Genomic DNA, 13,785 nt, shown 5'->3' on the forward strand with positions numbered 1-13,785 from the left:
CATGCTACGTGCACTCGATTCCATTCTCGACAGGGTGAGCCGAACCTACTTCCGGCTCTCCCAGCTGCTGCTCGTCGTCCTCGTTGTCGGAATCTTTTCGGAAGTCGTGTTACGCTATTTCTTCGGGAAGGCCATTCTCGGCTCCGGCGAGATCGCCAATCTGTCCCTGGTCTGGCTTGTCTTTCTGATGGCGGTCGTACTCCACCGCCGGCGCCGGCACATCGTCATCACCGCCGCGATCGACCTCATGAATGACCGACTCAGGCGCCTGGCTGCGATGCTGGTGAGCATCGGAACCGTCGCGCTCGCCGTCTACATCATCGTCCAGTTCGCCAACGCTGTCCCGTTCCTGCGCCTGAATACGCCCGTGTTCCACATCCCGGATATGCTGTTCAAGAGCGCTCCGGTCTTCGCCCTGGTCCCGATCATGCTGCAGTCGATTCTGGACCTCTTCCAGCCAGCGCAGGCCGCCGTCGCTGGGGAACCCGAAATCTGATGTCGCCTTGTGAACGCGCGAATCCGGGGCCTTTCGTCCGCGCTGGCGGCCACCCTCGATTGACGTGGGTGCCTTGCCCCGGCACGCGAAGGGCCCTATCGATATGAGCGCGCCAAATCTTGGCTGTCCGGCGTCACTTCTTCTGCTCGTCGTCGGGATGCCCTAGTTCGCAGAACCAGCCACCCAGATACCTGACGGAAGGCCGCTTCGGGTCAGGCGCCGGCGTCTTGGCCTCGACGGCGGCGCGAAATGGCTCCGCGCTGTCCTGCGGGATGAACCCGAGATGGTTCGCGCCGCTGTTGTCAACCGTCTTCACCTTGTTGTCGGAAATCCCGAACGAGATCGTATGGCCCACGCGTGGCGCGGTCAGCGATGCCTCGACCAGGCGCACGCAATCGGCAAAGGACAGATACGACCACAGCATTCGCCGATCGGCTGGTTCCGGGAAGGAAGAGAAGATGCGCAGGCACACCGTCTCGATGCCGAACTTGTCCCAGTAGAGGCGGCTGAGGCTCTCGACGAAGTTCTTCGAGACGCCGTAGAGGCTGTCGGGACGCACCGGCGCATCGACGCCGATATGCGCCTCGACCTCGTGATAGCCGACGGCGTGCACGGACGAGGCGTAGATCACCCGCTTGACGCCGTGTTTCCGCGCGCCTTCATAGATGTGATAGGAGCCGCGGATACTGGAATCCAGAATCGTCTGCCACGGGCTCTCGAGGGGCGCGCCGCCGAAGTGCACGATGGCGTCGCAGTCCTTGGCGGCGGCGACGGTGGCCTCCATGTCGGCCAGGTCGAAAACCGCCTCCTCCTCGTGCGGGGCGAGGTCATTGAAGGGCTCGCGTCCCGCAACGCGGATCCTGGAGGCCAGCGGCACCAGCCCTTTGCGCAGTTCCGAGCCGAGACGGCCCGCCGCGCCGGTGACCAGGATGCGTTCATAGTGAGGCATGGTCTACTCCACTTCCGCCACGGCGGCCTTGATTCGTGTGATCGCTTCGGACAGCACCTCCTCGCTGGTGGCGGTGGAAATGCGGAAATAGGGGGACAATCCGTAGGCGACACCCGGCACGGAGGCCACACGCCCCTCGTTCAGGAGGTAGGCGGCGACGGCCGCATCGTCCTCGAGCACGGCACCCCTGGGCGTCTTGCGGCCGACCAGGCCGGCACAGCCGATATAGGCGTAGAAGGCGCCCTCCGGCGGCAAAAGCGTCAGGCCGTTGATCTGGCGGATGCCGTCGACGACGAGGTTCCGGCGGGCTTCGAAAGCCTTGCGGAAGCGTCCTACCTCGTCCTGCGGGCCGTTCAGGGCTGCGATCGTGGCGGCTTGCGCGATCGAGCACACGGACGTGACGGACTGGCTCTGGATGGTCGACATCGCCTTGACCAGGGGCGCCGGGCCGGCGGCATAGCCGACGCGCCAGCCCGTCATCGCGTACGACTTCGAGACGCCGTTGACGATCAGCGTGCGGTCCTTGATCTCGGGGCAAGCCTTGCCGAAAGAGACGAATTCCCGGCCGTCGAAAAGGATGTGCTCGTAGATTTCGTCGGAAAGGACAAGAACCTGCGGATGCTTCGCCAGCACGGCGCCCAGCGCCTTCAGGTCGGCCTCGGAATAGACCGCGCCAGAGGGATTGCCCGGCATGTTCAGGAACAGCCATTTGGTGCGTGAGGTGATTGCCTGCTCAAGCACGTCCGGGGTCAGCCTGAATCCGGACGTTTCCGGACATTCCACGATCACAGGCGTTCCGCCCAGCAGCTTTACCATCTCCGGGTAGGACACGAAATAGGGAGCTGCCAGGATCGCCTCGTCGCCGTTCTCCAGCGTCGCCATCAGCGCGTTGAAGATGATCTGCTTGGCGCCGTTCGCCACAACGATGTCGTCGGCGACGTAATCCAGCCCGTTCTCGCGCCGGAACTTGTCCGCCACGGCCCGGCGCACGGCCGGGGTGCCGGGGGCGGCCGTGTAGAGGGTGTCGCCGGCCCGCGCGGCCGCGAAGGCGGCTTCGATGATGTGGCGAGGCGTCGGGAAATCGGGCTCGCCAAGGCCGAGGTCGATCACGTCGATGCCCTTGGCGCGGAGCGCCTTCGCGGCCTGCGAGGCCGCCATCGATGCCGATGGCTTGACCACCGACAGGCGCGACGAAATGTAACTCATCGGTTATCCTCCGTGACGTATCCCTTGAATCGATCCTCGGCGCGCGCCTCCGCGCTGCGCCTGGCGGGATCGCCATAGCCGCCGCCACCCGGCAGTTCCAGTACCAGGCGGCGCCCTGCCGGCACATGCTGCCAGCCCTTGGGGCGCAACTTCGTGCCGTCATCCAGCTTGACTGCGCCGGCAACGCCGTCCTTGCCGCCGTTGCGTCCCTTCGGCGGGTGATTGATGCGGTCGAACATCGCCGAGAAGTCGAACTCGTGGCCTTCCATCGGCGCGATTTCGATGACCTGCCCGAGCCCGCCGCGGAACTCGCCATCGCCGGCGGAACCGGGGCGCAGTTCCTTGCGCCAGACGACGATCGGACCGGTGTGCTCCGTGGCCTCGATCGGCATGGTGTGCACACCGGACGGGAAGGCGGTCGCCGACAGGCCGTCGAGGCCGGGCCGCGCGCCCATGCCGCCGGAGTTGAACATCAGCACTTCCGCCCGGTGCCCTTCGGCACCTGCGACCGGCCGCGCCGAGATGTGGATGTTCCACAAGGCTCCGGCGCCTTCGGCCAGGATCCTGCCGGGCAGGGCCTTGGCCATCGCGCCGAGCACGAGGTCCGGAACCATATGGCCGAAGATGTGCCTGAGCGCCACGGGTGCTGGCCGCACCGCATTGAGGATGTTGACGGGCGAGGAGACGGTGAAGAAGGCGAGCGAGGCCGCGTTGTTGGGGATGTCAGGCGCCACCACGCATTTCAAGGCGTAGCAGGCATAGGCCTTGCTGTAGATGATGGGGCAGTTGATGCCCCAGCGGCTCATCGGATCGGTGCCGGCGAAGTCGACCTCGACATGGTCGTCGCGGACCGAGACCGTCGCAGCCAGCTTGACCGGTTCGTCGTAGCCGTCGGTGGTGAACTCGTTCGACCAGCTTCCCTTGGGCAGTGCCCCGATACGCTCGAGCATGGCGTCGCGGGTACGCGAGAAGATGAACTCGCCGAGATGGTCGAGCGAGGCGAGACCAATCTCCTTCATCATGCCGACCAGCCGGCGATGGCCCACCTCGTTGCAGGCGGCCAGCGAATAAAAGTCGCCGACGACCTGGTTCGGTTCGCGAACGTTGGCGCGCAGGATCCGGACGAGGTCCATATTGACCTTGCCCTTCTCCGCGAACTTCATGATCGGGATCTGGATACCTTCCTCGTAGACCGACTTCGCGTCGGCGCCGAAGCCGCGCCCGCCCACATCGACCACATGTGCGGTGCAGGCGAAGAAAGCCACCAGTTCCCCGTCGAGGAAGGAGGGCGACACCATGGTGATGTCGTGCAGGTGGCCCGTGCCCTTCCAGGGATCGTTGGTGACGTAGGTGTCGCCCTCGAACATCTCCTCGCGCGGGATTTCGTTCATGAAGTGAAGGACGGCTTCGGCCATGGTGTTCACGTGGCCGGGCGTGCCGGTGACGGCCTGCGCCAGCATCTGGCCGCGCGGGTCGAACACGCCGGCGGACAGATCGCCCGACTCGCGCACCGATGTGGAGAAGGCCGTACGCAGCAGGGTCAGCGCCTGCTCCTCGACGACCGAGATCAGCCGGTTCCACATGACCTGCATGCGGATTTCGCCAATGCTGTTAATGCCTGGGTCGCTCATGCCTGGCTGCCTTTGCGGATGAGAAGAATGGAGCCGTCGCTCTGGATGATGGCGTCGAAGGACGTGGTTGCGACGGTGGACGTCTCTCGTTCGACGATGACCGCCGGGCCGACGATGCGGTCGCCGGCCGCCAACGTATCGCGCTCGACGATCCCGTAGGTTTGCGTGGAGCCAATCGCGGGGTCGAACACGGCGCGGCTGACGGCCGGATGGACGGTGCGACCCTCGGTCGTCAGTTGATGTCTTTCGACGGCAGGACGCTCGTCGGTCGCCTTGACCGACCAGGTGACGATCTCGATCTCCAGCCCGTCGAGCCCGTCGATGGCGCGGCCGAAGAAGCGCTGGTAGTTCGTCCGGAACAGTTTCTCGAGCTTGCAGACCGCATCCTCGCCGAACGGTTCGTCGGGAAGCGGCACCGGGATTTCCCAACCCTGACCGGCATAGCGCATGAAGGCGGTGATCTCGCAGACGATCTTGCCGCTGGTCCCGGCCCGCACGAAGCTTTCCGCCGAAGCCTTGAGGTCGGCGAGGAGAGCGTTGACCTCGCCGCCGCGGAACTGCGAGAGGCGAGTGAGCCGGGAGGCAAGCGCCTCGTAGCCGAAAGGCGCTTTCAGGAAGCCGATCGCGGAGCCGACGCCAGCACCCCGCGGCACAATGCACCGGTCGATGCCGAGCTTCTCGCAAAGCCGTGCCGTGTGGAGCGGTGCTGCGCCACCGAAGGAGATCATGATGTTGTCCGAGATGTTCTTGCCGTTCTCCACGGCATGGACGCGCGCGGCATTGGCCATGTTCTCGTCGACGACCTCGCAGATGCCGAAGGCGGTGGACACGGCGCCGAGCGACAGCCGTTCGCCGACGTCGCGCATGATTGCCCGTTCGGAGGCGCCGGCGTCGAGCCTGATCGCTCCGCCGGCGAAATTGTCCGGGTCGAGCTTTCCCAGCACCAGATCGGCATCGGTGATCGCCGGATGCCTGCCGCCGCGACCGTAGCAGGCCGGCCCCGGTTCCGAGCCGGCGCTCTCCGGTCCGGTCTGGATGCGGCCCATCGCATCGACCCAGGCGATCGAGCCGCCGCCGGCACCGATCTCGATCATCTCGATGACCGGAATGGAGATCGGCATGCCCGATCCCTTGCAGAAGCGATAGGTGCGGGCCACCTCGAAGGTCCGGGCCGTGCGCGGCGCGAAATCCTCGATCAGGCAGATCTTGGCCGTCGTGCCGCCCATGTCGTAGGAGACGACCTTGTCCAGACCGAAGCGCCGGGCGATGTCGGCAGCGAAGATGGCTCCGCCCGCCGGGCCGGATTCGACGAGCCGCACGGGAAATTCGGAAGCCGTCTCCACCGAGATCAGGCCGCCGCCGGAATGGATCATGAAGACCGGGCATTCGGCGCCCATCTCCTTCAGCCGTATCTGCAGGCGGGCCAGGTAGTCGGCCATCTGCGGCCGCACATAGGCGTTGGCGCAAACGGTGTTGAACCGCTCGAACTCGCGCATCTGGGGCGAGACTTCTGCGCTGATCGAGATCGGGACACTCAGCTTTGCGGCGAGAATCTCCCTCGCGCGGCGTTCGTGCGCGGGATTGGCATAGGCGTGGATGAAGCCGATCGCGACGGCTCCGAAGCCGCCTGCCGCGATTTCGTCGGCGACATTCTCCAAGGCAGCTTCGTCCAGCGGCTGCAGTTCCTGGCCCTCGGCGCCGATGCGGCCCTTCACCGTGAAGCGATGTTCGCGCGGTATCAGCGGCGTCGGAAGCTTGAGGTTCAGGTCATACTGCTCGAAGCGGTTTTCCGTCCGCATCTCGATGACGTCGCGAAAGCCTTCGGTCGTGATCAGGGCCGTCCTGGCCCCGCGGCGCTCGATCAGCGCGTTCGTCGCCAGCGTCGTGCCGTGAATGATGATCCCGATGTCGGCGGGCACAATCCCGGCGTTGCGCGCGACGATCTCGATGCCGTCGAGGATCGCCTGCTCGGGCGCCGAATAGTTCGTCAGGACCTTGGTCGAGAATATCTTTCCCCGCAGGTCCAGCGCGATGTCCGTGAAGGTTCCGCCGATGTCAGCGCCGAGGCGGATGTCGTCGTTCCTGGAAGTCATGACTTGGCTTTCTGGGATGCGAGCGCAGTTTCGCGCATCTGGGAGAGAGTCTGGCGCGGCGTCAGAGCCTCCGGCGAGATCATGAGTTCGAGGATCGCACCGGTCGGACTGGCAAGCGCGCTTCCGAAGGCGGCTGCGAAATCGGCCGTGGACGCGACGCGTTCCGCATGAAAGCCGTATGACTTCGCCAGGCTCACGAAGTCGGGGTTCTCGAGCATGGTTCCCGACACGCGCGCTGGATAGTTGCGCTCCTGGTGCGCGCGGATCGTGCCATAGATGCCGTTGTTCAGGATGAGCACGACGGGCCGCGCGCCGGCTTGCATCGCAGTGCCCAGTTCCTGGCAGTTCATCTGGAAATCGCCGTCGCCGGCAAAGCAGACGACGGTGCGCTCCGGGAACGCCACCTTGGCAGCGATCGCGGCAGGCAGGCCATATCCCATGGCCCCCGACTGGGGCGCGAGCAGCCGCGCATTCGGGCCGAACCTGAAGAACTTGTTCGGCCAGACGGTAAAATTGCCGGCGCCGTTTGTCAGGATGACGTCGTCGGGCAGGTTGTCGCGCAGCCATGCGCTGACCGCGACCATGTCCACCGGCCCTGGCTGGACCGGCGCATCGAAAGTGGCCTCATAGGCCTGCCGCGCCTTCGCCCGCCAGGACGCCCAGGGGCCCTTGACCGGCGACAGCGTCGCGGCGAACGCGTTTGGGCCGGCATGGATGCCGAGCGACGGCACATAGACCTTGCCGATCTCGCGGTCGGAGCCGTGCACATGGATCAGTTTCTGGTGCGGCACGGGCACGGACAGCAGCGTGTAGCCGTCGGTGGTCATCTCGCCGAAGCGGATGTTGACCGCCAGGATCACGTCAGCGTCGCGGATCAGTTCCTTGACGTGGGGCGCCATGCCGACGCCGGCCTCGCCGACGAAGACCGGCGAGCCGTTGTCGAACTGGTCCTGATATCTGAAGGCGGCGACCACGGGGATGTCGGACTGTTCGGCGAACGCCTCGAGTGCCGCGCGGCCGCCGGCGGTCCAGTTGGCGCCGCCCATCAAGACAACCGGCCTCTCCGCTTCGACCAGGATCTTCCGGGCGGCCTCGATCGCATCGGCAGCCGGCGCCGGCTCGAAGATCGAGGCTGGACCGCCCAGCGGAGCGGCGCCGGCCACGGTGGTCAACATGTCCTCGGGGAGCGCGACGACGACGGGGCCGGGCCTGCCCGTCAGGGCGGTGGTCCATGCGCGCGCCAGGATCTCGGGAATGCGCTCGACGTCGTCGATCTCCACCGCCCACTTGGCCAGCGCCCCGAAGACGGCGCGGTAGTCGACTTCCTGGAAGGCTTCGCGGCCCTTCATGTCGGTACCGACCTGGCCGACGAACAGGATCATCGGTGCGCTGTCCTGCATGGCCGTGTGCACGCCGATGCCGGCATTGGTCGCCCCGGGGCCGCGCGTGACGAAACAGATGCCCGGCGAGCCGGTCAGCTTGCCATAGGCCGAGGCCATGAACGCCGCGCCGCCTTCGTTGCGGCACAGCACGAAGTCCAGCGTGCCGCGGGTGTCGTGCAACGCGTCCAGCACGGCGAGGTAGCTTTCGCCGGGCACGCCGAAACTCTTCGTCGCTCCCAATGCGATCAGGCATTCGACAAGCAGGCGTCCGCCGTTTCGCATCATCGATACTTCCTCAAGAACATGCCGGTACAGGGCACGCATGTTGCGTTTCTCCAGGTCCAAGCCTGCACGCGGACCGGTCGGGACGAAATCAAGAAATACCGTCTATTCGAAAGATGTTCTTTGCGGACGGCTGTCCACGAGTACGCCGGGATTCATTACCGCCGATGGGTCCAGCGCCGCCTTCAGACGCGCCATGAGATCCCGTTCGACACGGCTTCTATGTCGGTCGGCCAACGCAATCTTGGCGCGGCCGAGGCCATGCTCGGCGGCAAAGCTTCCGCCCATCTCGGTCGCAAGCGCCGCCAGGGCCTGGCCGATTTCGCCGGCCTTTCCGCCGAAGCCGGCAACCCCCTCGGGAGGGGTGAGGTTGTAGTGAATATTGCCGTCGCCGAGGTGGCCAAACGGGTTGATGCGCACGCCCGGCAGCATGCCGGCGCAGATGGCTCCTGCGGCGGCTATGAACTGAGCGAGCTTGCCTGGCGGCACCGAGATGTCGTGCTTGAGCTGCTCGCCCTCCAGCCGCTGTCCCTCGGGCTGCTCTTCGCGCAGCCGCCAGAAGTGAGCGCGGTGCGCATCCGACATGGCGAGTGCGCCGTCGGTGACAAGACCCTGCTCCATGCCTTGTTCGAGCGAGAACCCAAGGATCTCGTCCAGCGGAACACGCGGCGAACCGCAAGTCAGCTCCACGAGCATATAGACCGCCCCGCGCTTCTCGAGCGGTAAGGCGAGGTCCGGCAGGTGTTTGAGGGCAAGCCCGACGCCGAGGTCGCAGAAGAACTCCAGCCCGGACAGAAACTCGCCGGCCTCGCGGCGCAGGAACGTGCCGAAGGCTACCGCCGCCGCAAAGTCCGGCGCGACCATGAGCGCCGTCGCTCGCTGCCTGGGCGCGGGATGGAGCTTGAGGATTGCGCGCGTCACGACCCCCAGCGTGCCTTCGGCGCCGCAGAACAGCCTGCGCAACTGATATCCGGCATTGTCCTTCTGAACGGCCCGCAGGCCGTTCCAGACGGTCCCGTCGGGCAGGACCACTTCGAGGCCGAGCACGAGATCATGCATCATTCCATAGCGAAGGGCATGGCTGCCGCCTGCGTTCGTTCCGATGAGGCCGCCGATGCGTGCGCTACCCTCGGCGCCGAGATGCATCGGAAAGATGAGACCATGGGGCTCCAGCGCCTCGTGAAGCGTGGCCAGCACCACGCCGGCTTCGACCGGGATAGAGCCGGTGTCGGGGTCGGGCTGTCCGATCGCAGTCATCCGCGACAGAGACAGGATGACGGCATTCGGCAGCCCGGCAACGGCGGCGCCGCAAAGGCCGGTATTGCCGCCCTGCGGGACAACCGCAACGCCCGCCTTGCCGCATGCCTTGACGACCTCGACGACCTCGGCGGTGCCGGTGGGTCTCGCCACGCCAAGAGGCTCGACACCAAACCGATCCAGCCAATCGCGCGCATATGGTCGGGTGTCGAGACCCGAAAGCCAGCCTTTCGTCCCGAGAATTCCGGACAACGTGACGGTGAGGTCGGACATGGAAACCAGGTCTGTCGTGCGCGAACCCGCGGCGTTCTTTTCTTGCTGCATTGGACCTGCCGATCAGTCACCCAGAACCTGCGACAGGAACTGCTTGGTCCGCTCGCTGCGGGCGGCGGTGAAGAACTGTTCCGGAGGCGCTTGTTCGACGATTTCACCCTGGTCCATGAAGATCACGCGATCGGCGACACGTCGGGCGAACCCCATCTCATGGGTCACGCAGATCATCGTCATGCCTTCGGACGCCAGAGTGACCATGACATCGAGCACCTCGGAGATCATTTCCGGGTCGAGCGCGGAAGTCGGTTCGTCGAACAGCATGATCTGCGGCTGCATGCACAAGGAGCGCGCAATGGCGACGCGCTGTTGCTGGCCGCCGGAAAGCTGGCCGGGGTATTTCGCCGCCTGTTCGGGAATGCGGACCTTCTCAAGATAGCGCAGCGCGATCGCCTCGGCTTCCGCACGGGGCAGCTTGCGCACCAGCATCGGCGCGAGCAGGCAGTTCTCCAGCACCGTCATGTGCGGAAACAGGTTGAAGTGCTGGAACACCATTCCGACTTCCCGCCGGATCTCGTCGATATTGGCGACGTCGTCATTCAGTTCCGTACCGAGCACGACGATCCTGCCGGCATTGTGCTGCTCAAGTCGATTGATGCACCGGATCATCGTGGACTTGCCGGAGCCCGATGGTCCGCAAACGACGATTTTCTCTCCGCGTGCCACCGTGAGATTGACATCGCGCAACGCATGGAAGGTACCGTAGTACTTGTTCATGCTCTCGATCTGGACGGCTGCGGCGGCGGAACCCGAGTGGATCATGACTTGCTCCTATCGTTCGCCCACCGACATACGGCGCTCGAGGAACGCGCCGTAGCGCGAGAGGCTGAATACGAAGGTGAAGTAGATCAGGGCTATGAAGACATAGACTTCGACATAGGCGAAGCGCCATTCGCCGGTGCCGAAGGCGGCATTGCCCGATGCCAGGATTTCGAAGAATCCGACGATGATCACCAGCGACGTTTCCTTGAATGCGATCACGAACTGGTTGATCGTCGCAGGCAGTGCATTGCGCATCGCCTGCGGCAGCAGGATGCGGCCGATGCGCTGCCAGTAATTGAGGCCGAGCGCCATCGCAGCCTCTTCCTGACCTTTCGGCACCCCCTGCATGCCGCCTCGCACGATCTCCGCCTGATAGGCGGCGAAGAACAGTGCCGAGCCGACGATCACGCGATACAGCTTGTCGCCCTGGAGCCACTGCGGCAGCATGAAGGGCACGACGATCGCGAAAGTGAACAGGATGGAGATCAGGGGGAGGGAGCGGACGGAGTCGATGATCAGGCCCGTGGTTCTCGAGATCCAGGGGAGTTGTGAGCGTCTCAGCAGAGCGAGGCATATCGCCAGCGGGAAGCCGATGAGGCATGTCATCACGAAGATGAAAAGCGTGAGCGCAAGCCCGCCCCACATCTCCTCTCCGACATAGGACAGGCCGAGGACGCCGCCTTTCATCAGCACGTAGAAGAGGGCCGTCCCCGCTCCCCAGATCATGGCGATCCGACGGCCGGTCCAGAAGGCTGGAATGCAGCTCAGCACCGTCATCGCCACGACCGCCACGCAGGCAAGCCCGGAGCGCAACTGTTCCTCATAGGGATAAAGACCGAAAAAGATGATGCGCCATCTCGCGGCGATCACCGACCAGCAGGCCCCGGACGCCGCCTGGCAGGCTTCGGCGCCGCCTGCGCTGAAGACCGCCGAGAAGACTGCCCAATCGAGGAGTTTCCACCCGACGAGGGCAAGTACCGCAAGACAAACGAGCGAGATCAGACCCTGAACGGGTGTCGCAAAGAAACGTCTTTGCAGGCCTTCAAGCATGCCAGGCGCCGTCGGGGCGAGAACGATCGGAGCGAGAACGGTCATCCCTTCATCCCCTCAGTTGATTGCCCTTCAGGGCGATTGCCTTGTTGATCCGGTTGAAGATGGCGGCGAGGCTGAGGTTGATCGTCAGGAAGCCGGCCATCAGGATGAAGATCGCTTCCAGCGTCTGGCCTGAATGATTAATCGTCAGGGCCGTGATCATGAAGAAGTCGGTGAAGCCGACGACGATGCCCATCGTGGTCGCCTTGATCAGCCAGACGTACTGGTTGGCCAGGATGGGCAGCATGGCGCGCAGCGCGAGCGGCAGCCGCACCAGCGAGAAAATCCTCCAGGGAGACAGGCCGAGCGACTGGGCTGCTTCGATCTGGCCGCGTCCGACCGCCTTGAAGCCGCCGCGCACGATCTCTCCGATATAGGCGCCGCCATAGATGGCCATTCCCACCACGAGAGCCATGAACTCCGGCGGAACGCGGAGCCCGCCCCGCAGGTTGAGCCCCTGCAGACGGGGCATGTCCAGCAACGGCGTGTCGGGAAGCCGGCCGACCCACAGAGCCGCGAAAGCGCAAACAAGAACGATCGCGATGCCGCCGAGCTGGATTGGCAACCGCTTCTCGCGCGAGCCATCGAGACGTTCCGTTCTGCCGAGCCAGATTGGAAGCGCGATGGCGGCGATGACGGCAAGCGCCATTGCAAGCAGGGCAGGCGCGCTGACATTTGGAAAGGGCGCGTACAGCCCCCGGTTCGAAATGAGGAATCCCCAGGCTTCGAGGGCGCCGCGCGGCGGCGGCAGCCGGGTGAAGACCGCGTACCAGAAAATCACCTGGAGAATGAGCGGAATGTTACGGAAGAAATCGACGTAGCTGCGGCCGAGAAGTTGCGCCAGCTCGTTCGATGACGTTCTCGCCAGTCCGACGAGGGCTCCGATCAGCGTTGCCAGAACGAGACCGAAGCTCCCGAGAAACAGCGTATTGATGACCCCGTTGACGAAGAACCACCAATACGGGTCCGCTGCCGTGATCGGCAGCAGAGAGAAGTTGACGTCCCAGCCGGTCGATTTGAAGAGGAAATCGAAGCCTGAAACGATGCCCTGATCGATGAGGTTCTGCCGTGCGACGAGGCCGCCGCCGATCACGATGAAGGCGAGAACGCCGACAAAGACGATCTGAAGCAGCGCATTGCGCACTTTCTGGTTGCGAAGCAGGCGTTCCATCGACCGACCTTCGACATTTCGTGGATTGGGGGCCTCGCCCGGCCGATGCCGGGCGAGGCGTTTGCCGGATCAGTCGAACACGAGCGGGTAAAGAACGCCGCCGTTGCTCCACAGATCGGTCAGTTCGCGGTCCATCTTGTAGGGGGAACCCGCGCCCAGGTTGCGGTCGAAGACCTCCCCGTAGTTGCCGACGTTCTTGATCACGTTGTAGGCCCAGTCATCAGACAGGCCGAGGCTCTTGCCGACGCCCGGCGTCACGCCGAGAAACTTGCTGATCTGAGGCGACGCGGGCTTGGCCTTCATCTCGTCGATGTTGTTGGAGTTGATGCCCGACTGCTCAGCAAAGAGCAGCGCCGACAGCGTCCAGTTCGCGATGTCGACCCAGTTGTCGTCACCTTGGCGCATGATGAACACTTCCGGCTCGACGTCGAGCACGTCGGGCAGGATCACGTGATCGTCGACCTGTCCCTTGGCCGCACGCGCGATCGCGACGACCGGGCCCCACTGAGCGTAAAGGTCGCAGCGTTTCGAAAAGTAGGCCTGCTCGAGCTCTTCCGTCTTTTCGATGACGACGGGCTCCAGCTTGACGCCGATCCTGGCTGCATAGCCGGCGACCTGCTGCTCGATCGTCGTGCCGGCCGGGATGCAGACGGAGCCGCCGTCCGCGTCCTTGAGCGAGGCGACGTTCAGTTCCTTGTGCGCCATCACCTTGGTCGTACCAAGGTAGTACGACATGGAAAACTGAAGGCCGAGTTCGGTGTCGCGGCTGAGCGTTCCGCCCGAGGCCTTGATGACGATGTCGACGTTGCCGGACTGCAGTTCAGGCCAGCGCTGCGCCCAGCTGATGGGGATGATCTTCAGTTTCGACGGATCGCCAAGAACGGCGGTCGCAACTGCGCGGCACAGATCGATGTCGATGCCCTTCCAGTTCCCCTTGTCGTCCACCTCGGCGAAACCGAGATACGAGCCGTCATGTCCGGTGCAGTTGAGCACGCCGCGCGCTTTGACGGCCTCCAACGTCTTGCCACCCGCAGCCTGGGCGGGCGCCGTAATATTGGCGAGGCCAAGGGCCAGAACAGCAACCCCCCATTTCATCGCTTTCATGTTGTTTCTCCACTGTTGAGGTTGTTTGGT

The 13,785-nt window shown here is 64.5% G+C and carries 11 protein-coding genes; 1 reads left to right on the forward strand and 10 read right to left on the reverse strand.

The genetic code is table 11. The features are described 5' to 3' along the window. Position 1: 1 nt before the first annotated feature. Positions 2-496, forward strand: a complete 495-nt coding sequence (locus JN302_RS15610) for a TRAP transporter small permease (protein WP_202333493.1) — start codon at positions 2-4, stop codon at positions 494-496. A 133-nt stretch (positions 497-629) separates the two neighbouring features. On the opposite strand, the gene JN302_RS15615 is transcribed toward JN302_RS15610, so the two are convergent. From JN302_RS15615 to JN302_RS15660, 10 genes are all read right to left on the reverse strand, one after another. Beyond that, positions 630-1,445 carry an NAD-dependent epimerase/dehydratase family protein gene (locus tag JN302_RS15615; RefSeq protein ID WP_202333494.1) on the reverse strand — a complete coding sequence of 272 codons (816 nt, stop codon included), beginning with the start codon at positions 1,443-1,445 and terminating at the stop codon, positions 630-632. Between the two features lie 3 nt (positions 1,446-1,448). Continuing rightward, positions 1,449-2,651: a pyridoxal phosphate-dependent aminotransferase gene (locus JN302_RS15620; RefSeq protein WP_202313290.1), complete on the reverse strand. Its 1,203-nt coding sequence runs from the start codon at positions 2,649-2,651 to the stop codon at positions 1,449-1,451. Then, a complete protein-coding gene (locus tag JN302_RS15625) occupies positions 2,648-4,282 on the reverse strand; it encodes a hydantoinase B/oxoprolinase family protein (protein ID WP_202333495.1) in 1,635 nt (544 codons plus the stop codon). The genes JN302_RS15620 and JN302_RS15625 overlap by 4 nt, the downstream gene beginning before the upstream one ends. Next, positions 4,279-6,375 carry a hydantoinase/oxoprolinase family protein gene (locus JN302_RS15630; RefSeq protein ID WP_202333496.1) on the reverse strand — a complete coding sequence of 699 codons (2,097 nt, stop codon included), beginning with the start codon at positions 6,373-6,375 and terminating at the stop codon, positions 4,279-4,281. Before JN302_RS15630 ends, JN302_RS15625 begins: the two co-directional genes overlap by 4 nt. Further along, positions 6,372-8,042 carry a thiamine pyrophosphate-binding protein gene (locus JN302_RS15635; RefSeq protein ID WP_202333497.1) on the reverse strand — a complete coding sequence of 557 codons (1,671 nt, stop codon included), beginning with the start codon at positions 8,040-8,042 and terminating at the stop codon, positions 6,372-6,374. Before JN302_RS15635 ends, JN302_RS15630 begins: the two co-directional genes overlap by 4 nt. Before the next feature lie 102 nt (positions 8,043-8,144). Then, positions 8,145-9,620, reverse strand: a complete 1,476-nt coding sequence (locus tag JN302_RS15640) for an FAD-binding oxidoreductase (protein WP_244846390.1) — start codon at positions 9,618-9,620, stop codon at positions 8,145-8,147. Positions 9,621-9,632: 12 nt separating this feature from the next. Beyond that, positions 9,633-10,388, reverse strand: coding sequence for an amino acid ABC transporter ATP-binding protein (locus tag JN302_RS15645; protein ID WP_202333498.1), 756 nt, complete (start codon positions 10,386-10,388; stop codon positions 9,633-9,635). Between the two features lie 9 nt (positions 10,389-10,397). After that, positions 10,398-11,483 (reverse strand): amino acid ABC transporter permease, encoded by a 1,086-nt coding sequence (locus JN302_RS15650; protein WP_202333499.1) that lies wholly within the window; start codon positions 11,481-11,483, stop codon positions 10,398-10,400. Positions 11,484-11,487: 4 nt separating this feature from the next. Continuing rightward, positions 11,488-12,651, reverse strand: a complete 1,164-nt coding sequence (locus JN302_RS15655; protein WP_202333500.1) for an ABC transporter permease subunit — start codon at positions 12,649-12,651, stop codon at positions 11,488-11,490. 69 nt (positions 12,652-12,720) lie between these two features. Continuing rightward, a complete protein-coding gene (locus JN302_RS15660) occupies positions 12,721-13,755 on the reverse strand; it encodes an amino acid ABC transporter substrate-binding protein (RefSeq protein WP_202333501.1) in 1,035 nt (344 codons plus the stop codon). Between the last annotated feature and the right edge of the window lie 30 nt (positions 13,756-13,785).

This window comes from Mesorhizobium sp. L-8-3, from assembly GCF_016756615.1.
In the GTDB taxonomy this organism is placed as follows: Bacteria; Pseudomonadota; Alphaproteobacteria; order Rhizobiales; family Rhizobiaceae.